The organism is Kurthia populi, assembly GCF_042686175.1.
Lineage (GTDB): Bacteria > Bacillota > Bacilli > Bacillales_A > Planococcaceae > Kurthia > Kurthia populi.
The window spans coordinates 47612-69958 of record NZ_JBHUOR010000002.1; the positions used below are offsets into that span (position 1 = coordinate 47612).

General features: G+C 40.7%; 19 protein-coding genes. 10 read left to right on the forward strand and 9 right to left on the reverse strand.

What is annotated here, in order from left to right; genetic code table 11:
- Positions 1-64: 64 nt before the first annotated feature.
- The 3 genes from helD to ACFSY7_RS00265 all read right to left on the reverse strand — a co-directional run bounded on the left by helD (position 65) and on the right by ACFSY7_RS00265 (position 4725).
- Entirely contained in the window at positions 65-2275 is a 2211-nt protein-coding gene (helD, locus tag ACFSY7_RS00255) for an RNA polymerase recycling motor HelD (protein WP_126990990.1), read from the reverse strand.
- Between the two features lie 670 nt (positions 2276-2945).
- A complete protein-coding gene (locus ACFSY7_RS00260; RefSeq protein WP_380146412.1) occupies positions 2946-3974 on the reverse strand; it encodes a DUF2804 domain-containing protein in 1029 nt (342 codons plus the stop codon).
- A 127-nt stretch (positions 3975-4101) separates the two neighbouring features.
- On the reverse strand, positions 4102-4725 hold the full coding sequence (locus tag ACFSY7_RS00265; protein WP_020189000.1) for a TetR/AcrR family transcriptional regulator: 624 nt from the start codon (positions 4723-4725) through the stop codon (positions 4102-4104).
- Positions 4726-4860: 135 nt separating this feature from the next.
- On the opposite strand from ACFSY7_RS00265, the gene ACFSY7_RS00270 reads away from it, so the two are divergent.
- Positions 4861-7071: an MMPL family transporter gene (locus tag ACFSY7_RS00270; protein ID WP_380146414.1), complete on the forward strand. Its 2211-nt coding sequence runs from the start codon at positions 4861-4863 to the stop codon at positions 7069-7071.
- A 51-nt stretch (positions 7072-7122) separates the two neighbouring features.
- The gene (locus ACFSY7_RS00275; RefSeq protein WP_020189002.1) at positions 7123-7695 is read left to right on the forward strand and encodes a nitroreductase family protein; all 573 of its coding nucleotides are present in this window, start codon (positions 7123-7125) and stop codon (positions 7693-7695) included.
- A 63-nt stretch (positions 7696-7758) separates the two neighbouring features.
- Here ACFSY7_RS00275 and ACFSY7_RS00280 read toward each other — a convergent pair whose 3' ends face one another.
- Positions 7759-9144, reverse strand: a complete 1386-nt coding sequence (locus tag ACFSY7_RS00280; RefSeq protein WP_020189003.1) for a dipeptidase — start codon at positions 9142-9144, stop codon at positions 7759-7761.
- Between the two features lie 132 nt (positions 9145-9276).
- On the opposite strand from ACFSY7_RS00280, the gene ACFSY7_RS00285 reads away from it, so the two are divergent.
- Both ACFSY7_RS00285 and ACFSY7_RS00290 read left to right on the forward strand, forming a co-directional pair.
- The gene (locus ACFSY7_RS00285) at positions 9277-10509 is read left to right on the forward strand and encodes a hemolysin family protein (RefSeq protein ID WP_020189004.1); all 1233 of its coding nucleotides are present in this window, start codon (positions 9277-9279) and stop codon (positions 10507-10509) included.
- A 236-nt stretch (positions 10510-10745) separates the two neighbouring features.
- A complete protein-coding gene (locus ACFSY7_RS00290; protein WP_380146416.1) occupies positions 10746-11303 on the forward strand; it encodes an RNA polymerase sigma factor in 558 nt (185 codons plus the stop codon).
- A gap of 790 nt (positions 11304-12093) precedes the next feature.
- Here the strand turns inward: ACFSY7_RS00290 and ACFSY7_RS00295 are convergent.
- From ACFSY7_RS00295 to ACFSY7_RS00315, 5 genes are all read right to left on the reverse strand, one after another.
- Positions 12094-12519 carry a MarR family winged helix-turn-helix transcriptional regulator gene (locus tag ACFSY7_RS00295; RefSeq protein ID WP_020189006.1) on the reverse strand — a complete coding sequence of 142 codons (426 nt, stop codon included), beginning with the start codon at positions 12517-12519 and terminating at the stop codon, positions 12094-12096.
- 27 nt (positions 12520-12546) lie between these two features.
- Positions 12547-12951, reverse strand: coding sequence for a transcriptional regulator Spx (spx, locus tag ACFSY7_RS00300; protein WP_020189007.1), 405 nt, complete (start codon positions 12949-12951; stop codon positions 12547-12549).
- 324 nt (positions 12952-13275) lie between these two features.
- Positions 13276-14163 carry a YitT family protein gene (locus ACFSY7_RS00305; RefSeq protein WP_020189008.1) on the reverse strand — a complete coding sequence of 296 codons (888 nt, stop codon included), beginning with the start codon at positions 14161-14163 and terminating at the stop codon, positions 13276-13278.
- Between the two features lie 103 nt (positions 14164-14266).
- Positions 14267-15823, reverse strand: coding sequence for an ABC-F family ATP-binding cassette domain-containing protein (locus ACFSY7_RS00310; RefSeq protein WP_020189009.1), 1557 nt, complete (start codon positions 15821-15823; stop codon positions 14267-14269).
- 80 nt (positions 15824-15903) lie between these two features.
- Positions 15904-16092, reverse strand: a complete 189-nt coding sequence (locus ACFSY7_RS00315; RefSeq protein WP_020189010.1) for an SE1832 family protein — start codon at positions 16090-16092, stop codon at positions 15904-15906.
- Positions 16093-16241: 149 nt separating this feature from the next.
- Between ACFSY7_RS00315 and ACFSY7_RS00320 the strand changes: the two genes are divergently transcribed.
- The 6 genes from ACFSY7_RS00320 to ACFSY7_RS00345 all read left to right on the forward strand — a co-directional run bounded on the left by ACFSY7_RS00320 (position 16242) and on the right by ACFSY7_RS00345 (position 22294).
- Positions 16242-17060, forward strand: a complete 819-nt coding sequence (locus ACFSY7_RS00320; protein WP_380146418.1) for a purine-nucleoside phosphorylase — start codon at positions 16242-16244, stop codon at positions 17058-17060.
- A gap of 100 nt (positions 17061-17160) precedes the next feature.
- Positions 17161-17724 (forward strand): NADPH-dependent FMN reductase, encoded by a 564-nt coding sequence (locus ACFSY7_RS00325; RefSeq protein ID WP_020189012.1) that lies wholly within the window; start codon positions 17161-17163, stop codon positions 17722-17724.
- 73 nt (positions 17725-17797) lie between these two features.
- On the forward strand, positions 17798-18058 hold the full coding sequence (locus ACFSY7_RS00330) for a hypothetical protein (protein ID WP_126990984.1): 261 nt from the start codon (positions 17798-17800) through the stop codon (positions 18056-18058).
- A 65-nt stretch (positions 18059-18123) separates the two neighbouring features.
- A complete protein-coding gene (locus ACFSY7_RS00335; RefSeq protein ID WP_020189014.1) occupies positions 18124-18249 on the forward strand; it encodes an RAxF-45 family protein in 126 nt (41 codons plus the stop codon).
- 103 nt (positions 18250-18352) lie between these two features.
- On the forward strand, positions 18353-20056 hold the full coding sequence (gene abc-f / locus ACFSY7_RS00340; RefSeq protein ID WP_380146419.1) for a ribosomal protection-like ABC-F family protein: 1704 nt from the start codon (positions 18353-18355) through the stop codon (positions 20054-20056).
- A gap of 57 nt (positions 20057-20113) precedes the next feature.
- On the forward strand, positions 20114-22294 hold the full coding sequence (locus tag ACFSY7_RS00345; protein WP_380146420.1) for a DNA topoisomerase III: 2181 nt from the start codon (positions 20114-20116) through the stop codon (positions 22292-22294).
- Positions 22295-22347: the final 53 nt, after the last annotated feature.

Consider the following 22347-nt stretch of genomic DNA (forward strand, 5'->3'; position numbering starts at 1 on the left):
TCCGGCTTTTCGTTGCGAACGCTAAAAAGAAAAATGACGTGTTTTGTCCCAGCCTCTTTTTGTTTTATAATAAAAAATCCGTCATTGATTTTCCGATTAAGTGAAGCTCATGCATCGCGCGTGTCGTTGCGACATATAATAATTTACGCTCAAGCGGTGTATCACGGAAGCCTTTGTCATCGCATACAATCATGACGGCATCAAACTCAAGCCCTTTTGATAAATGACTTGGTACAACAAGCAGCGCCTGCTGATCGATTGCGGCGCCCTCATCGAGTAGCTGCGCGTGAATACCGGCAGCTTGTAATTCCTCTGAAAAGCGCTGTGCCTCATCAGTCGTTTTACAAATAAGCGCAACGGATTGATGACGCGATTGGATATCGGTAAATAATTCACCGATTTGCGCAGCATCAAAGGCTTTTTGAGCGTGGAACTGTGGCTCGAGACCATGTCGCACAACAGGCTCAACAAGCGGTAAATCTTCGTCCATTTTCGATAAAATCTTATTCGCTACAGCCATAATTTCAATCGTCGTACGATAGCTTTTTTGTAGGGTCTTGTAGCTTGCACGCGGGAATAAATCACGTACAGGCCCCCAGTCCGTCAGCGAACGGTAGCTATGGATTCCTTGTGCAAGGTCGCCAACCATCGTAAACATATCGGTGTCTAAGCCTTCTTTTAATGCAGCCAGCTGGAAGAGGCTATAATCTTGCACCTCATCAATAAAGACAACGCGAATTTTATGCTCCTCTTTAATGCCTTTGATTTTAGCATGTAGGAAAAACAGCGCCGCAAGGTCTTCATTGGTCCATTTTTCTTTTGTGTGCGCAAGTTGGAATTTTTTACGCTGCGCTTTAGTCCAGTGCGGTGCGACCATTTGCTGTACAGCATCCTCTGTCAAAAAGGCGCGATATAGCTTTTTGACATTATGTTTTGAGAAGCGCTTCATATAGCTAGAAGCAGTCGTTTTGGTTTCTTTTTCAATCGATGGAATGCGACGGTCGCGCTCATCAATCCAACGTGTTACTTCTTTTTTACGGCGCTCGGCATCAAAAATATTGAGCGCCTTACCGATGATGTCATCGTATTTCTTATTTAAAGTATATAAAATTTGTTTTTTCTTTTGGCGTACATGGCTTTGAATCACCGATTTCATTTTTTTAACACGTTCTTCAATTGGCAAATACGCGTAATCCTCAAGGAATAGCTCCTGCAAATGACTAGCACGTAAAATACGGTATTTATCGATGTAAACATCTTCAAATAATACCGCCATTTCCTTCGCCAGTTCATCAACATATTGTTGCATCATATCGCGGTATTCAAGCGAGCCCTTTAGACGCGGAATATTCAGGTCAACTTTACGTTTATTAAGCGCCACAAGTTGTTCTAAATAGTGATTAGGATCCTCTAACTTCAGCTTGAGACCTGTTGCATCACGCACATAATCTGCGAAGGTAGACTGACGAATTTTTCCGACACCAAGCTCTGGTAGAACATCAGCGATATAGTCGATGAATAAATTATTTGGTGCTAAAATCATGAGCTGTGAGGCATTGAAATGTTCACCCATCGTATATAAAAAGTACGAAATACGGTGAAGTGCAATTGTCGTCTTTCCAGATCCGGCAGCACCTTGTACGATAATTGGCTGTTTTAGATGCGCTCGAATAATTTCATTTTGCTCTGCTTGAATCGTCGAGACAATTTCTGTTAAACGCACGTCGGCTTTTCCTGCTAATGCGTCTTGTAGTAATTCATCATTCGTCGTTAAATCAATATCACGTACTTCGAGTAATTTGCCATGCTCAATTTTATATTGGCGCTTTGAAAATAAATGACCGTTCATTTCCTCGCCATTGACGTCATAGGTTACGTCACCTAAACGCCCATCATAATAAACATTCGCAACAGGGGAGCGCCAATCGACGACGACAGGCTCCTGTGTTTCTTTATCAAATAGCGATGTTTTCCCGATGTATAATTTTTCAGCTGCTTCGCCTTCCTTTTGAAAATGAATGCGTGCAAAATAAGGCTTTTGCATAATGGCCTCTAAGCCTTCCTTTTGATTACGTGCCATATCAAAGAAGCGAGCATTCGTTAAAATATTTAAATAGCTCGAGCTTGAATCTAAATATTCTAAGTCAGCCATCGATTTACGAATATTGTCCTGAGCCGTTTCAACGTCACGCGCCGATTCTTCGAGCACATTTGCCATATAGTGTTTGACGTATGCTAAATGACTGCGCTCCTGTTCAAATTCTGGATGCTGCATGAAAAATCCCTCCATCAAAAAGTCATACCCTCTACTATACGCCATTTTTTTCGACAACAAAAGTTTTCGCTAGCTTTGGCGATATGAACCGAGAGAAATGGCTTATCACACGCGAAAGCGTCTTTTGCCTACGACTTATTGTTAATTATGTGACAAGGTATGCCAATAGCCCGGTAAAACATTCGTATTACCATAAAAACCATGCGTAATGCCTCTATTAAATCGGTTCAGTTAATATGAAAAAGCAAATAATTAGTAATCATAAGAATTGAAACAGGCCGTTTTCAACCCGTAGAAGCTTAAAAACGCCCCATTTTCTATGTTTTTGGGTAGTTTTTTTAATTGACCATGCTAGAAAAACCTCGATCTTTTAAATGGCGCTATTTTCCGGCAGAGGCTCAAAATGAACCCAAAAAGGCACAAAATGGGATAAAAATGCCCTATTTTGAGCGACCTCAATTGAAAAGTTATCGTAATTACCGCCAAATTTTTAGTAGTTATCTTGCAAAAGTCTTTATTTAAACAAATGATTAATAACTTCGTATGTATATAGACGGATGGCTGACACTTATTCAAAAATATGTCGTATCCAAAACACGCCAGTTGGGGTTTTCATTCGCAGCTACAAAATAAAAAAGAATCGCTTAGTAGAAATAAGCGATTCTTGTTATTACCATTTAGCGATATGCTCCTCGCATGTGCCAAGTAGCTGTTGAATATGAAAGTAGGCGCCGTTGTCCATTTTGACGCGCCCATTGTAATAACCGACCATTTGATGAACTGCTGACGTCACAAGCTTCGCATCTGATTCGGCGACACGCTCGAAAAATGGGGTGAATGTTAGCTCCACATCTTTTGAAAAACGCGTCTTTACTTTCCATGGCTTCATATAATCGGCAGCATCATAGGCGAATAATACATCCTCATGAATTTTCGTCATATGCCCATCAATGAACAGTGCATTTTCTGTCATACCGGTGCCATCTGTCCATGAACCACCAAGATTTAAGCCAACACGATGGAAGCCCAGTCGTTGGGAGGCCATTCCCCAGTTCCATGTTGCCACGCGCGGCCATATCCCACGCCCGTAGTCGAGAACAGCGAATGATTCGAGTGGCTCAAAGAGATACTTCTTATCACCGAGTTTGACATAGCCAGTAGTTGGTAGGCTATGGTGCTTCGCTGTGAATTGGAAGGTTTTGCGGTTCCATGGAATAACAACATTGAGCGATTCATCGCCCTTTGGATGGCTAATTGTCAGCTCCGCTTCGAGTATATCATCATCAAAATCAGGTACATACACACTTAGCTTCGTTTCATGCTGAGCTGTATGTAAAATATTGATTTTCATTTCACTATTATTGAAGGTGACAGTTTGTAGTACTTCCTCAGACATTTTTACGTGATGACTCAGTGGTGGCAATGTAATTGTTTTTTCGAAAAAGCGCTGTGTTTCATATTCTAGGAAGTAGACAAAGCACACGACCGCATAATCGAGGTGGCTAATCGTCGCTGAAAATAAAATTTCATCGCCAAAGACACACCAATAATTCCACTTTTTCTTACGCATAAAATGACCCTTCAAATTACTTGTAATCAATGGTTGTCGAGCATAGCCGATTGCTTGGGGATTTAAATTCCCTTTTTGGTCGCAAAGCATCGTCGGCTGCAAAAGTTCTTTTTCAGCGTGCTGTGTCAATGTCTAAACATCCTTTCCGTACAAACGTATATAACCTCATTGTAGCAAAAAAATACTAAGGTGTCTTACTGAATTTGGCCCCTAAAATAGAAAAGGAGAATCGCAATTTTTTGCGATTCTCATGTAGTTAAGAAAACAGTCCAGCCCAGAAAAATCGGATGATTTCTTCTGCTCCTTGGCGAGGTGTTTCAAAGAGACGTGTTTCATCATAATCAGTATAACGTCCAACATTCATTAGCGCTAAAAAGGTATGCAAAATAAATGTCACATCTTTTTTAGGAATCGTTCCAAGTAGCATTTCTCGTTCGAATGCATCACGAATCGCTTCATGCATAAATTCCTCCGATGCATGAACACTTTGTTGTTGTGCAGGCGACAAGCTAGGGAAGGCCTCGCGAATAAAATTATTAATATCGACATTTGCTGTGGCATTGGCATACACTTCAAGTAAATTAATTAAGCGTTCTTTAAACGAATAGCGTTCGTCTGCAAGCACACACTCGGTCCTTTTTTTTATGCGACTCATCAGTTGAATAATCGTTTCGGTGAACAGTGCAGCTTTTGAATTGTAATAATAATAAATTGTTGCCTTCGTAACATTCCCAGCTTCTGCTATGCTATCCATTGAGACAGCTTTATAGCCATGAGTCATGAATTCTTTTGATGCAACGATTAGAATTTTTTGTTGCATCGGTATATTTTGCGAATCTTTTTTTGGTCTACCAATTGTTCGCCCAGTTGTCTTTGACATCAAGGGGACCCCTCTTTTCTAAAAATAATTACATAATTATACCATGAAGTGGGAAAAGTTAATTAGTGAACATACTTGAATAATTAACTATCGAGTATATATAATTAGTTAGAAGAAAAAAGGAGGGTTTTTTACATGAAGAAGCATCCATTAGAATTATGGGGCAATTTAGTCGCAAGTAAGAAGGGGCGCTGGCTATCACTTCTATTTTGGATTTTACTTGTAGCAGTAGTGTCATTTAGTTGGCCACAAATTAATAGCATCGATAATGTGTCGAGTGAAAACTTAAAAGACACAGAGATGTCAAAACAAGCTGCAAAAATTGTAGAAGAACAATTCCCGGATGATTCGGGAACGCCATTATTACTTGTGTGGCATCGTGAAGAGGGGCTTACACAAAAGGATTTAGAGAAAGTGCAGGCACTGTATAAAGAATTGGACGAAAATCCAGTGAATGCACAATCACTTGTACCACCACTTCATAAAACACCACCACAAGCGTTATTAGAAAGCGTTTCAGAAAATGGCTCAACGCTTGTGACACCTGTATTTTTTGAAAAGGGCGCGAATACAGAAGCCTTTGAAAAAGGATTAGATGACATCACGAAATTAGTGAAGGATGATGTGTCATTAGAAGGTAAGTATGATGGCAATGATGAACTAAACTTACGTTACACAGGTCCAGTAGCGATTTCAGTAGATGCAACCGGCTTATTTGCGAGTGCCGATGTGAAGTTGATGATTGCGACGGTGCTTTTAGTACTTGTTTTACTTATTTTAATTTACCGTTCGCCATTACTTGCTATCATTCCAATTATTGCGGTAGGTCTTGCTTATGGTGTCATTAGTCCAGCACTTGGCTTTATGGCTGATCATGGTTGGATTGATAAGGATGCACAGGCAGTGTCCATTATGACGGTATTGTTATTTGGTGCCGGCACCGATTATTGTTTATTCCTGATTTCAAAATATCGTGAAATTTTATTAGAGGTTGAGGATAAAGGGAAGGCGATGGCACAGGCTGTTAAAGAGTCAGGTGGCGCTATTTTAATGAGTGCGTTAACAGTAGTTGCGGGTCTTGCAACGCTTGCACTTGCTAACTACGGTACATTTGAGCGCTTCGCTGTACCATTTAGCTTTGGCGTACTAATTATGGGCTTAACAGCATTGCTTGTATTGCCAGCATTACTTGTTATCATTGGTCGTGCTGCGTTTTGGCCATTCGTTCCACGTACAGTAGAAATGGAAGAGGCACGTGCTAAAAAACGTAATAAACCATTTAAACAACATCGTCCACAGCATAAATTTAGTCAAAAAATCGGGAATCTGGTTACAAGTAAACCGATGACCATTATTATTGTGACGGTTATTTTATTAGGTGCGCTTGCTGCATTTGCACCGAAAATTAAATTCACATTTGATATTTTATCATCATTCCCAGAAGACATGACGTCTCGCGAGGGTTACACATTAGTAGAGAAAAACTTCTCTCCAGGTGAGCTTGCGCCAGTACAAATCATCGTCGATACAGATGGCAAGGATATCGATCTCCAAAAAGATTTAGAGAAATTAAACTTTGCTGCGAGCGTTGATGAAAAACGTGTCGGTGAAAAAGACGAGGCGATTCAGCTTTATCAATTGGATTTTAAAGACAATCCATATGCAGCAGAATCATTAGATAATATTCCTAAAATTAAAGACAAAGCCATTGCACTTCTTGAAGATGCAGGAGTAAGTGATGCGAAGGACCGCGTGTGGATTGGCGGCGAAACAGCCTCTCAATACGATGAGATGAAAGTAATTGAGGATGATGAAAAAATCATTATGCCTGTTATTATCGCGTTAATTGCATTGCTATTATTAGTGTACTTGCACTCAATTACCGCAACCCTTTACTTGATTGCAACCGTTATCCTATCGTACTTCTCAGCGCTTGGTCTTGGCTGGATTGTGCTACATTACGGTATGGGCATTGACGCTATTCAAGGCTCGATTCCACTATATACATTCGTATTCTCGGTTGCACTTGGTGTCGATTACAACATCTTTATGGTGTCAGAAGTTTGGCAGCGCCGTAAGCATAAGAATTTAAAAACCGCGGTATCAGAAGGTGTTAAATATACAGGTAGTGTGATTACGTCCGCTGGTTTAATTTTAGCGGGTACATTCGCGGTGCTTGCGACATTACCAATTCAAGTATTAGTTCAATTCGGTATTATTACCGCAATCGGTGTCTTACTTGATACGTTTATCGTTCGACCACTTCTTGTACCAGCACTTACGATGAAATTTGGTCGTGCTGCATTCTGGCCAGGTAAGCTTTGGAAAAAGAAAGTAGATGAATAACGAACGTTGTGGTATCGTTGAATCGAATAGATTTCATAGGAGTGAGTCATTGTGAATAGTCAATCATTATCAGTAAGAGAAGCCATCTTAGAGCGCCGTTCAGTTGGCGTATTTAATAAACAACCTGTAGATGCGCAAGATATTTTAGACATCATCAACGATGCTGTATGGGCACCGAATCATAAAAATCGTCAACCATGGCGCGTTATTCTTGGTATTGGTGAAGGATTACCAAAAGTATTGGACATCATTCGTGATGTGACAATCCCAAATCACGCGCATTTAACGGCAGAGGACATCGAGCATAAAATGACGAAATTCTTATCACCAGGTGCGTATGCATTTGTGGTGGTACCAGAAGATTTACGTCAGCATGAGCGTACAGAGGATTTTGCGGCAGCGAGCTGCTTCATCCAAAACATGATGTTACTTGCATGGGACCGTGGTATCGGTTCAATTTGGAAAAACCCAACATGGTTAGACAGCCCGGAATTCACAGAAGCCATTGGTGCAAAACCAGGTGAACGTGTCATTGCGATGGTTCAACTAGGCTATTTTGACAAAGTTCCTGCGAAGAAAACACGTAAAACAGCAGAAGAAATCGTTACATTCTTCGGCGAATAATCCACAAAAAAGAAGGAATCGCGCAAAAGCGCGATTCCTTCTTTTATTATCATGATTTTTTAATTAAATTTTTTCGATTGATGCAATTTCAGTTAGATAATCAGATACGACACGTAGGCCTTTATCGAAGTTTTCTAAGTGGAAGTGCTCGTTTGGTGCATGGAAGTTTTCAGTTGATAGCGCGAAGCCCATCATGATAACGGGTGCAGCTAAGATTTCATCGAATGTAGAAACGATTGGAATCGAACCACCTGAACGGATGAATGCTGTTTTTTGGTCGTATTGTGTTTCATAAGAATGACCAGCAGCTTGTACATATGGGTGATCAAATGGTGCGATAAATGGTTTCCCTTTATCGAATTCAGTAATTTCGATATCAACGCCTTCTGGTTGATGTTTCGCTACATGCGCACGAAGTAGGGCAACAATTTCATGTGGATCTTGGTTTGGTACAAGACGACATGTGATTTTTGCGCCAGCTTGTGCAGGAAGAACGGTTTTCACACCTTCGCCAGAGAAGCCACCAAATACGCCGTTAATTTCAAGCGTTGGACGAGCCCATGTTTGTTCAAGATATGAGAAACCTTCTTCACCGAATAATGTTTTGACGCCAGCCTCTTCTTTCATTTGCTCTGCATCAAAGCCAAGCTCAGCGTAGGCTGCGCGCTCGTCATCAGAGATAGGTAACACGTTATCGTAGAAGCCTTCAACCGCGATATGACCGTTTTCATCGTGGAATGACGCTAAAATATCCGCTAATACGTGGATTGAGTTATGCACACCACCACCGTACATACCTGAGTGAAGGTCACCTTTTGCTGTACGAACATCGATTTGAATACCAGTTAAGCCACGTAGTGAATACACAACAGCTGGTTTACCAGGTGCATATAAAGAAGTATCTGAAATTAATACAACATCTGCTTTTAAGTAATCTTTGTGGTCTGCGATAAATTGGTCTAAATGAACAGAACCAATTTCTTCTTCCCCTTCGAAAATAACTTTTACGTTTACAGGAAGTTTTTCGTCTGATGCAAGCATAGCCTCTAGCACTTTAACGTGCATAAATACTTGGCCTTTATCATCTGAAGAACCACGAGCATACATGATATTGTCACGAATTTCAGGTTCAAATGGCATGCTGTCCCAAAGCTCAACAGGGTCTACTGGTTGTACGTCATAGTGACCGTATACAAGAACTGTTGGTGCACCTTCAGCGTGTAACCAGTCAGCTGTTACGACAGGATGGCCCGCTGTATCGTGAATAGTCGCATTTTCCATACCAGCAGCTGTTAATAGGTCAGATAAGTGGTTCGCTGCTTTGTACATATCATCTTTATGTTCTGAAAGAGAGCTGATGCTTGGAATGGCTAAAAAAGCTTTCATTTCGTCAAGATGACGTTCGCGATTTTCTGTAAAATATTGATTTAAATTTTCTAATTGAGTCACTGAAAATCCCTCGCTTTATTATTTTCTATTTGCACTACAAATTATATCATAGCAACAATTGGAAGTCTTTTAGCGCGTATAATTTAAGAAAAGTGGTATAACAGAAGTAATACGAGTTGAGGAGGACGGAAAATGGAGTTTGTATTTTTAGCGATACTACTCGCACTGTCGAGCTATTTTGCGGCAGCAGAAACTGCGCTAACGGCAATTAATAAAATGAAAGTAAGATTACGAGCCGCAAACGGGGATGCGCGGTCGATTCAAATGTTAAAAATTATTGAGAAGCCGGACCGTATGATTACGACGGTGTTAATTTTAAATAATGTCGTCAATATTTTACTGCCAACGATTGTGACAATTATCGCGTTAAATCATGGCTGGAAAGTATCGCTCGCAACAGCCATTTTAACGATTGTCCTCATTTTATTTGCGGAAGTGCTACCAAAAACAATGGCAGTGACCTATGCGGAGCCGATGTCCTATTCAAAACCTGTGTTGATGCCAATTTATTATTTAGTAAAAATATGTACACCAGTTGCGATCATTGTACAAGGTTTTACAAATATTTTTATCCGTATTTTGACTCGTGGCAAGGTAACGGAGGCGAAGATGACGAAGGATGAGGTGCGTGCAGTTATCGATATTGCTGAAACATCTGGCGCCTATGATTCAATAGAAGGAAAGCGTTTAAAAGAAGTACTCGATTTTCCTGATAAGGATGTCGAGGACGTGCTTGGTGCGCATCGAACGGAAATTGTCGCACTGCCGGTTACAGCGGACTTTGATGCGGTGCGCGATGTGATTTTAAATAATGGCTACACACGTTACCCGGTGTATGACGGGGATATTGACCATATTGTTGGGCTGTTTTTATCGAAAAAGCTCGTTGAGTGGTCGATTGAGCCGCAGCGTCCGCTCACAGAATTTCTTGATACAGAACCATTATTTGTCGTGGCGAATTTAGATGTAGAAAAAGTGTTTAAACGGATGACGGGAGCTAAAAAGCATTTAGCGATTGTCCTAGATGAATACGGTGGCACATTAGGAATTGTGACGACTGAGGATATGATTGAAGATATGATTGGACAGGAAATTGAGGATGAAACCGACCGTGATAGTCCGCTTATTTACGAGGCAAGCGAATCGGTATTGATTTGTAGTGACCGCATTGAAATCGAGCAGGTGAACAAGTTACTACACGCAGAAATACCATTCGACCATGATATTGTTGGGGGACTAATACTGGAGGAAATGCAGCGCCTGCCACGACCGAATGATGTATTTGAAGCATTTGGCTTAACCTTTACAGTAAATGAAGTAGAGGGCACACATGCGACAAAGGTGACAATCGTGAAAGGTTCATAAGATGAAAAAGGGCTTCTACATAGCGTAGCAGTCTTTTTTTATGCGCTTTTCGGGGTACATTACACGAAAAAGTTCCAAACCTTACATGATTGTAAGGTAAATGAAAGTTAAGTCGATGGAGCGTAAGGTAAAACTTCGCGATAATAAGAATGTAAACAAGAACAACACATAACCTTAACAATACAGCTGGTACACAGCTATAAATAGACAAATAAAACTTTAGGAGGTTTAACGTTATGGAAACTTTACAAACAACTACACTAAATGAAGTATATGAGGAATACAATCGCTACATCTATCATCTTTGCTTAAAACTTACACGCAATAAAGCAGAAGCAGAAGATTTAATGCAAGAAGTTTGGGTGAAAGTCGTACGCTACGAATCATATGTTGCACAAGTTGATCATTTAAAAGCCTGGTTAACAACAATCTGCATGAATACATTCCGCGACCGTTACCGTAAAAATGTACGTCGCAGCAAATACATGATGAACCAACCTGATACACTTGACGTGCCAGTGCTTGATTTAGTTCCAAACGATGACCTATCTACGGAGGAGTTAATCGAAAAGGAAGATGTCGCAAAGGTCGTACAAGCAAAAATCAGCCAATTAGACGGTATTTACAAAAATACATTACTTTACTTTTACGTACACCAACTTTCTTTAATCGAAATCGCTGACATTATGAAAGTATCAATCGGTACAGTAAAATCACGCCTATTCCGCGCGAAAGCACGCCTAAAAGAAATGGTATTATCAGACGAAGCCGCAACATCAGCAATTATGGCTTAACCTAAGTGATGAAAACGCCGTTTAGTGCTGATGGGCGTTTATAGCGCTCGACAAGTGACGACTAGTCGCGACAGAGAGTGCGAAACGACCCGAAGCACTGGCGTTTGAATCCGGATAGAATAAGTGATGAATCGACTCGTTCAGATTCGAAGGGCAAATAAAGCTTCTGACAAGCGGCGACTAGCCGCGTCGGAAGAAGCGATTTGACCCGAGAATCTAGTCGATGAATCCGGATAACGATAAGTGATGAAAACACCGTTTAGTGCCGATGGGCGTTTATAGCGCTCGACAAGTGACGACTAGTCGCGACAGAGAGTGCGAAACGACCCGAGGCACTGGTGTTTGAATCCGGATAAAGAAAAACGCCATTATTCCATAAAATCTACTACTGACCGAGAAGCAGTAGTAGCACAAATTCTTAATACATAGCACGATGTCGTCAACATTGGTGCTACGTCAAAACTCATCAATTTAGCACATAGAACAGCAGCTTTGTCAGAAAGCTGTATTTCGCAATCCTTCTAAGGCTCGATGATTGAAGTGGTCGAGACCCGATTAAGGTTTATATATAGAGAGGCTTTGACATACATGTAAAAGCAATCTCTCCTATGAGCATAAGAAAAACCGGAATCGCACTGTGGTGCGGTTCCGGTTTTTCGTTGCGAACGCTCAAACAGAAAAATGACGTGTTTCGTCCTAGTCTTCTTTTTTACACAAAAAAACGCCACGCAAAAATGCGTGACGTTTATGCATTTCTTCCCACACAAAAAGAAATGCGTCAACATGACTTTTAAGCTTGCAGGCATTTCATAAAAATGACTTGCAAGGTTTTTAATTCATCAGCAGTAAGCATGCCAAACATGCGATTCACAAGTGCCTCGATATGTTCGTATGCTTCCTCTAATAATTGTTTTCCTTCCGCTGTAATCTCTAGTTGAGAAGCGCGGCGGTCGGATTGATTTTGCGTTTTTTTAATGTATTCAGCCTTTAATAGCTTACTTGTCAGGACAGTTACGCCACCAGTAGTTACATGTAACGTCTCTGCCAAATCGGAAGGGCGTAGCGGACCTTTAGAATCGAGTAGATCCAATAATAAAATATGCGTTTTAGATAACCCCAGATTATTATGGCTATTCCATTCATTTGCCCATTTACGTTCGATTGCAGCCGCTACTTCAAAAAGCGCTGTGATGCCGTTATTATGGCGATCTATCACTTTAATCATCTCCAAATTTTCTGACGTCTAGTAATCGTTCGCAAGGCGTTGCATTTCAAATAATTCGTAAGCACGTACTTTACGAGGGATGAAACGACGGATATCCATTTCGTTGTAGCCAACTTGCAGACGTTTTGCATCTACAAGAATAGGACTACGCAGCATTTTTGGATGTTCTTTTACGATGCTATATAACTCTTGAATCGATAATGCGTTAATATCGCAGTTCAGGTTTTTATAGTCTTTTGAGTTTGTTGAAATGATTTCATCTGTGCCATCTTCTGTCATGCTCAAAATTGTTTTGAACTCAGATAATGATAGTGGATCCGATGTAATACGCTTTTCAGTGTATTCAATCCCGTTGTCACGTAACCATTGTAAGGCTTTTTTAGATGATGTGCAGCTTGTTTGTGTGTAAATTGTAACAGTCATGTAAATTCCTACTTTCGTTCGTTTAGTATACATATATCTTATCAGTAAGATATTGATAAGTCAAATTGAAAATTGTGAATAAAAGATGAATATTCGTGGTAAAAAGAGAATATTTATCGTAAATACAGGTTTAAAACGCTGTATTCATAAATAGGACGTATTTAAATGGTACAGGTTGCAACCGTACCTCTTTATCAGAAAATACGTACAAATACCGTCATGACGGTATTCATCAGACTATACCAATTTTGAAAGCGTTTTCTTTCACAAAATGGACAAAAAAATACGATCAAAGAATCGGAAATTTCTTTGGTCGTATTTCTTTTAATGAATATCTTGTTTCTTAAAGTTACCGCCACTAATTTCCGACATATTACTAAATGCGAGGAATGCCGTGGGGTCGATTTCTTTTACAATCGATTTAAGTTTTGCTTCTTCTAAACGGCTAATGACACAGAAAATCACTTGTTTTTCGTCATTTGTGTAGCCACCACGGCCGTTTAAGTAGGTCACGCCACGACCTAAGCGGAACATAATTTTTTCGCCGAGTAGGTCCGGTTTGTCGCTAATAATCCAAATTGATTTCGTTTGATTAAAGCCTTCCGATACGAGGTCAATCGTTTTAAATGCAATAAAATAGGCGATAAGTGAATACATCGCGCGGTCGAGTCCGAATACAAAACTCGCGCTACCTAAAATAAATAAGTTCATGAATAAAATGATTTGACCAACTGAAAATGGAGATTTTTTATTGAACATAATGGCGAGCGTCTCACTGCCATCTAAGCAACCGCCTGAGCGAATCGCAATGCCGACACCAATACCAAGCATAATGCCGCCGAGTACCGTTGCGAGTAGCGTATCATTTGTGAATGCGCCGTGATGTGGAATGAATGTAGTAGCAAGCGATAAAATGAGGATGCCGTACGTTACAGAAATGGCAAAGCTTTTACCGATTTGTTTGTAGCCAAAATAAAGAAATGGCAAGTTTAAAATGAATAAAAAGAGGCCAAGTGAGAGGCCGGTCATGTGTGAAATCATCATGGCAATACCGGTTACGCCGCCATCGATGAGTTGATTGGGGATTAAAACATTTTCAAGTGCAATCGCCATAATAAGTGCTCCCGCGGTAATGCCTAAGAAGTTTAATGCGATTTTTTTGAGCCCAGCTGTGCGTCTGGGCGCTGTACTGTCTGCTATATCATTTGTCAAAATAAAACACCGTCCTTATGTACTAGTCTACGCTCATTTTCCATCTGATGCCACTTGTATCCATAAAAAAAGAGAATTACCACAAGGGTAATTCTCAAAAAAATTATTGGTGGCCAGTAGAGAACCATTCTGCAACATCCCATACTTTTGTTACAAGACCTTCGTAAAATTCAGGCTCATGTGATACGAGAACGATTGTGCCTTTATATTCTTTCATTGCACGTTTTAGCTCTTCTTTTGCATCGATATCTAAGTGGTTTGTTGGTTCATCAAATAGCATCCAGTTTGACTCATCCATCATCAATTTACAAATACGAACTTTCGCTTGTTCGCCACCTGATAATTGGCTCATTGGTCGGTTGATGTGCTCACTTTTTAGACCAGTTTTTGCTAGTAATGAACGAACCGTACCTTGTGTCAGGCTAGGATACGCATTCCAGATAACGTCGATTGGTGTTTCTTTTCCGGCTTTTACCTCTTGTTCGAAGTAAGAAGGGAATAGGAAGTCACCACGCTCAACTTTCCCATCGAGTGCAGGGATTTTGCCAAGCATTGTTTTTAGTAAGGTTGATTTACCAACACCATTCATCCCAACAAGCGCGATTTTTTCGCCACGTTCGATTTCGAATGTAAGTGGTGGAAGTAGTGGTTTGTCATAACCAATCACTAAATCTTTTGCTTCGACGACATAGCGGCTTGAGCTACGCGATTCTTCGAAACGGAATGTCGGTTTTGACGCCGTTTCTGGACGATCGATGATTTCCATACGATCCAATTGTTTTTGACGAGATTTGGCACGACCTGTTGTGGAGAAACGCGCCTTATTTTTTTGGATAAAGGTTTCTTGTTGCTTGATGAATTCTTGTTGTTTTTCATAGGCGTCGATATGTTGACGTTTATTGATTTCTGCAAGCTCTAAGAATTTTTCATAAGATGCTGTATAGCGTGTTAATTTAGAGAATTCTAGGTGGAAAATAACGCCTACTACATCATTCATGAATTCCACATCATGTGAAATTAATAAGAATGCATGTGGGTAATCTTTTAAATACGTACGTAACCAATCGATATGCTCTTCATCTAAATAGTTGGTTGGTTCATCTAGTAATAATACTTTTGGTTTTTCAAGTAAAAGCTTCGCAAGTAAAAGCTTTGTGCGTTGACCACCTGATAGGGCAGCGACGTCACGGTCAAGACCAATTGCATCTAAGCCAAGACCACGTGCTACTTCTTCTACTTTCATATCAAGTGTGTAGAAGTCGCCCGCTTCAAGCATATCTTGTACTTCTGCCATATCTTCTAGTAATTGCTCTAATTCTTCTGGTGTTGCATCGCCCATTTTTTCAGCGATTGTATTTAGCTCTTGCTCTTTTTCAAATAGGATAGCGAATGCGTCGTTTAATGTGTCACGAATCGTTTTTCCTGGTGTTAATACGGTATGTTGGTCAAGGTAGCCATAATGTGTTTTTGGTAGCCATTCTACGCGTCCTGTATCATGGACAGCTTGACCTGTGATGATGCTCATTAATGTTGATTTACCAACGCCGTTTGCGCCGACAAGACCCACGTGCTCGCCTTCGACAATGCGGAATGATACGTCTTTGAATAATGTACGGTCCCCGAATGAGTGACCAAGTTTATCTACTGTTAAAATTGCCATGTTGCTACTATTTCCTCCTATTATATGCAAAACAAAACTCCGAAACGCCGAAGCATTTTGGAGCTTTGTTAACGTGAAATTTATTGTAATTCTTGAAGCTGTTTGTTTAGTAATGCTAATTCATTTTCCATATCTGTCAGGCGTTGCTCAGCTTTTTCTAGTTGCTCATGATGCCCCGTTGATTCGATTTTTTCGATATCACCTTGTTGACGGATATAGTCGCTTTTTAACTCTAAAATTTGATATTCAATTTCTGATTTTGTAGCCATTTAAAAAAGCTCCTTCTTTACTTAGGTTGTCATTGCTGTTAATTGTAACATACGTTCAATTAATTCCGCATTACAATTGTTTCGAGTTCACAATACGGGCAGATATTTAGTAAACTAAAAAAGATAAATAATAGAACGGAGAGAATCCTATGCATACTATCGAGCAAATTAATGAAACACGCGATTTTATTTTAGAAAAAATTACGGTGCAGCCACAAGTAGGTCTTATTCTTGGCTCAGGCCTTGGTACATTAGCAGATGAGGTTGAAAATGCCACAGTCATCCCTTATACAGACATTCCAAACTTCGCAAAATCAGGTGCTATCGGCCATGCCAATGAACTTGTCATTGGTGAATTAGAAGGCAAGATTGTCCTAGCGATGAAAGGTCGTTTCCACTACTACGAAGGCTTCTCAATGGATGAAGTTACATTCCCTGTGCGCGTCATGAAAGCACTAGGCATCGAGCAATTAATCGTCACAAATGCATGTGGTGCAGTAAATACAGACTTTAAACCGGGTGACTTAATGTTAATTGAAGACCATATTAACTTAACAGGTCAAAATCCATTAATCGGACCAAATAATGATGAGCTAGGCACACGCTTCCCAGATATGTCGAACTTATACGACAAGGACTTACGCAAGCTTGCAGCAGACGTTGCAGCACAGCAAGGCTTTGGTCTACAAACAGGCGTATATGCTTGGTGGAGTGGTCCAACATATGAAACACCTGCTGAAATCCGTATGATTCGTACATTAGGTGCGGATGCGGTCGGTATGTCGACAGTACCAGAAGCGATTATTGCACGTCATGGACAAATGCGTGTACTAGGAATTTCTTGCCTAACGAATATGGCAGCTGGCGTCCTTGACCAACCATTAAATCACCAAGAAGTAATCGATGTAGCAGCACAGGTAAATAAGAAATTTACAGGGCTTATTAAAGGCGTCGTAGCAGCACTATAAGCTTCATTCAAAAGACTGAATTTATTCGGAAAGTCTTTCTGAAAATGATTATCACTGATACAATACGAGTAAATAATGAAATTCTTTGGAGGTTACACCTATGAAAATCTTACTTGTTGATGGTACAGTGCTTGGTCGTAAAACAGGTGCTATTTTAGAACAAGTTCAAAAATATATTGCACAATTCGATTCAAGTTTAGAGCTTGAAATTTTAACGTTTGCAGATTATCAGCATGAAATCGTTGATGGTCGTCCATTCGAGCAATACAACGAAGGCCTACAAGAGATGGTGAAGAAAATTGAATCAGCAGATGGTTATATTTTCGCAACACCTATTTTCCAAGGTTCCATTCCTGGCGTCTTGAAAAACGCTTTTGATTTCTTACATCCGAAAGCACTGCGCTATAAACCAGTATCAATCGTAGCGAACGGCGGAACGTATCAGCATCACCTCGTTGTTGAAAATCAATTAAAACCGATTCTTGATTACTTCCGTTGTTTAGTAACACCAAACTATGTGTACACACATTCTTCTCACTTTGATGCAGATAATAATATTACGGACCAAAATGTACAAGAACGTCTACAAGAGCTTGCGCGCGTGTTCGTAAAATACTGTGAAATGAGCAAGATTTTACCGAAAGAAACAATCGATCAGCATTAATCTAAAAGGGCCCTTCACTGCATCACGCAGTGAGGGCCTCTTTCTGTTATACTCGAGGCAAGAGGTGACGAAGATGATTGAAAAACAACTACAAGAAGTCGAGCTAATCATTTTTATTGAAGACGAGGACGATATGGCTGAGTCATTAGAGGATTTAAAAGCGTACGCCAAAACGTATGAGTTAGACCATGTTGAGGTTGCAGCGCAGCACAAAGAAACAGTAGATGACGAACGTGTGAAGTATATTGTGACACTTGAAATTAGTCGTGATAGCGAGAATTTAGGCCGTAAATATGAAACAGAAGAGCAAAAAGTATTTGGCTTTGGTGATTAAAATTATACTTTTCAGAAAGTTCATGCTACAATAGTGGCAACTATTTCGAATCGGAGGTGAAAAGAATGAAAAACTCAGCTTATATGACATCTGCACAATTAGATAATGCGCTTTATTTTGCACGTGTCATTACGTTCAAATTTGATGCTAACGGGATTCGTACGCCCTTTTTTAACACAACATCAAATTAAAACGTAGCTGATGAACTTCATTCTTTTCATAAAATGAAAGGACTGTTCGTTGATGAGCAGTCCTTTTTTGTATGCTCAGCTGCGTTGTATGGAGGAAAATACAATGACAGTAAAAGTAGAAAACATAACAAAAACAGTTGGCGGTAATACGCTTTTTAAAGACCTAGATATCACGATTCCTACAGGGAAGCACGTCGCACTCGTCGGACGCAATGGCACAGGGAAAACGTCGCTTCTACGCCTGATTGCGGCGGTAGATAGCATTGACAGCGGGCGCATTATTACGCCAAAGGATAGCAAAATCGGCTATCTGCATCAAATTCCACAATACCGAACGGAGACGGTCGAGGAAGTACTACTGCGTGCGTTTCATGACTTACAAAATATGCAGCAAACGATGCAACAGCTCGAAGCACAAATGGCTAGAGAGATGGATGACCGTGTGCTTGAAAAATACGGCGAGCTACAGGAGCGCTTTATGCAACTTGGTGGCTATGAAATGCAGTCGAAGATGATGACCGTTGCGAATGGTTTAGGCATCGCCCTATTTTTAGATAAGCCGTTCGAGGCACTAAGCGGCGGCGAAAAAACGAAGGTGATGCTCGCGCATATTTTGCTTGGTGAGCCGACGATTTTATTGCTTGATGAACCGACGAATCACTTAGATTTACGTGCGATTGAATGGCTTGAACATTATGTGAAGCAATTTGACGGCACTGTGATTGTCGTTAGTCATGACCGTCGTTTTATGAATGAAGTGGCCGAGCAAATTATCGAGCTTGAGGGCGGCGAAGCCTTTGTTAGCCAAGGAAATTATGATGCATATGTGGCCGCAAAAGAGGCACATATTGCGTCGCAGTTTTCGCAGTACAATGAACAGCAAAAAAAGATAAAAAAAATGAAGGAATCTATTCGTAGATTACGTCAATGGGCGAACGAAGCATCACCACCAAACCCAGATTTATTCCGCAAGGCAAAAATGATGGAAAAGGCACTAGCACGTATTGAAGTCGTGAAAAAGCCAGTAGTTGCGAAGAAAATGAGTCTTGCACTGCAAGCAGAGTCTAGGAGTGGTAAGGAGGTTGCAACTTTTGAAGATGTGACCGCCTGTGCGGGGGACCGGATCTTATTTTTTGAAGCAAATTTTAGCATTTACTGGCAGGATAAATTGGCGATTGTAGGCGATAATGGCACAGGTAAGTCGACGATTTTAAAACTATTACTCGCCGAGCGCGAAGCTTGCGACGGAAGTGTAAAGCTCGGCAGCAATGTGCAAATCGGCTATCTTGCCCAGCAGTTTGATACATTTCAGCCAGAGGACCGGCTAATCGATGCCTTTCGTGATGAGGTCGCAGTGACAGAGGGCGAGGCACGTCATATACTCGCGCAGTTTTTATTTTACGGTTATGACGTTTTTAAAAAGGTGAAGGACTTAAGTGGTGGCGAGAAAATGCGGCTACGTCTTGCGCAGCTCATGCAGCAAAAGGTCAATTTACTTTTACTTGATGAGCCGACGAATCATCTCGACATTGAATCGCGTGAGGTGCTTGAAGAAACGCTTGAAAATTTTGACGGTACCGTTATCGCTGTTAGTCATGACCGCTATTTTTTAGAGAAATTATTCACGCGTACAGCATGGATTGAGCATGAATGTGTCACGATGCATGATGGGCCTTATGACTTTGCGAAGGATAAACAGCGTGCGCAAGCGATTGAGCGCGAAATTACATTCTTAGAACGAAAACTTACGCATACAGAGGATGCGCATCTTACACAGCAGCTCGAAAAGCTCTATGAGGCATTGTAAGGTCGCAAACATCGTCTACATTCCGTTATAATAAAAGCATCGAAAGGAATGAGAGATATGGCAAAATCATTAGTTATCGCTGAGAAACCGTCAGTTGGTCGCGACATTGCACGCGTCCTAAAATGTACGAAAAAAGGCAATGGTAGCTTAGAAGGCGATAAATATGTCGTAACATGGGCGCTTGGTCATCTTGTGACACATGCAGACCCTGAGCAATACGACAACAAATATAAAGAATGGAAAATGGACGATCTACCAATCGTGCCGGAACCATTTAAATTAGTACCGATTCGTCAAACAACGAAGCAATTTAATGCAGTAAAAAGTTTATTAAATCGCGGTGACATTAACGAAGTTATTATCGCAACCGATGCAGGGCGTGAGGGTGAATTAGTTGCGCGCTGGATTTTAGTGAAAGCAAAATCGAAAAAACCAATTAAACGTTTATGGATTTCATCTGTAACGGATAAAGCAATCAAAGAAGGATTTGCGAAGCTACAAGATGGTCATAAATATGATGCACTATACGAAGCGGCAGTTGCGCGTGCCGAGGCTGACTGGGTCGTTGGGATTAATGCAACACGTGCCTTAACGGTAAAGCATAATGCACAGCTATCATGTGGTCGTGTGCAAACACCAACACTGGCGATGATTTATGAGCGTGAGCAGCAAATTAAAAACTTTAAACCAAAAACATTCTACGGTCTACAAGCCCTAACGAATAAAACAACATTCACATGGCATGAGCAAGGTTCAAACCAAGCACAGTCATTTGATAAAGAAAAAGTGGACCGTATTTTAAAAAGCTTAGATTCGGTTCATTCAGGCGAAATTGTCGATGTCAAAACAACGCCGAAGAAAAAATATGCACCAACATTATTTGATTTAACGGAGCTACAAAAAGAGGCGCATAAACGCTGGAGCTGGTCAGCAAAAGAAACGTTATCAACGCTACAGCATTTATATGAGCACCATAAAATCGTGACCTATCCGCGTACTGATTCGAAGCATTTAACAGCGGATATTCAAGGAACATTTAAAGAGCGTATTAAGGCGACGACTAGTGGCGATTCACGTCAGGCGGCCAATGCGCTATTACGTCACACAACGGTGCAAGCACAAAAAGGTGTCATTAATGATGCGAAAGTGTCGGATCACCATGCCATCATTCCAACAGAGGAGCCGGTTATTTTACCGAATTTATCTGATAAAGAACGTAAGCTATATGATCTGATCGTCAAACGCTTCCTAGCAGTATTTTATGGCCCTTATGTGTATGATCAAACAGTTGTGACATTAAAAGTAGGTAATGAATTATTTACGGCAAAAGGAAATACTGTACGTGACCAGGGCTGGCGCGCGGTGTATAACCATGATGAGGATGATACGGTATCATTACCCGATTACCAAAAAGGTGCCAAGTTAGAGGTGCGTGCTGTTGCACAAACATCAGGTCAAACGAAGCCACCTGCACCGTTCAATGAAGGAACGCTTCTTGCGGCGATGGAAAATCCAGCGCAGTTTATGCAAGGGGAATCAAAAGAGTTAATTCAAACGTTAAATGAAACAGGCGGTATTGGAACGGTGGCGACACGTGCCGATATTATAGAAAAGCTCTTTAAATCGTTTGTTATCGAGAAAAAGGGGAATGACTTATATACGACATCAAAAGGTCGTCAATTACTTGATTTAGCGCCAGAAGATTTGAAATCACCTGCCTTAACAGCAGAGTGGGAAAAAGAATTAACGAAAATTGCACAAGGCAAGGCGAAGAAAAAACAATTTATGGATCGCATGATTTCATTTACGCAAAAATCAGTGAAGGAAATTAAAATGAGCGACCGTAAATTCAAGCATGATAATGTGACAGGGAAGCGCTGTCCAGAGTGCGGCAAGCTTCTATTAGAAGTGAATGGTAAACGCGGTAAAATGCTGATTTGTCAGGACCGTGAATGTGGCTACAAAAAGAAAGTTTCACAGCTAACAAATGCTCGTTGTCCTACATGTCATAAGAAGTTGGAACTACGTGGCGAGGGAGACGGACGAATTTTTACTTGTAAATGTGGGTATCGTGAAAAATTATCAGCATTTGAAAAACGCAAAAAAGACGCTGGTAAGACCAAAGTTTCAAAACGTGATGTGAATAAGTATATGAAGCAACAAAACAAGGAAGAAGAGCCTTTAAATAATCCATTCTCAGATGCGCTAAAAGGGCTGTTTAACAACGACGACAAGTAATTTGCGCATTCCTGGGTCACTTTTTTTTCAAGTAGTGGTAAGATGAAAAAAAC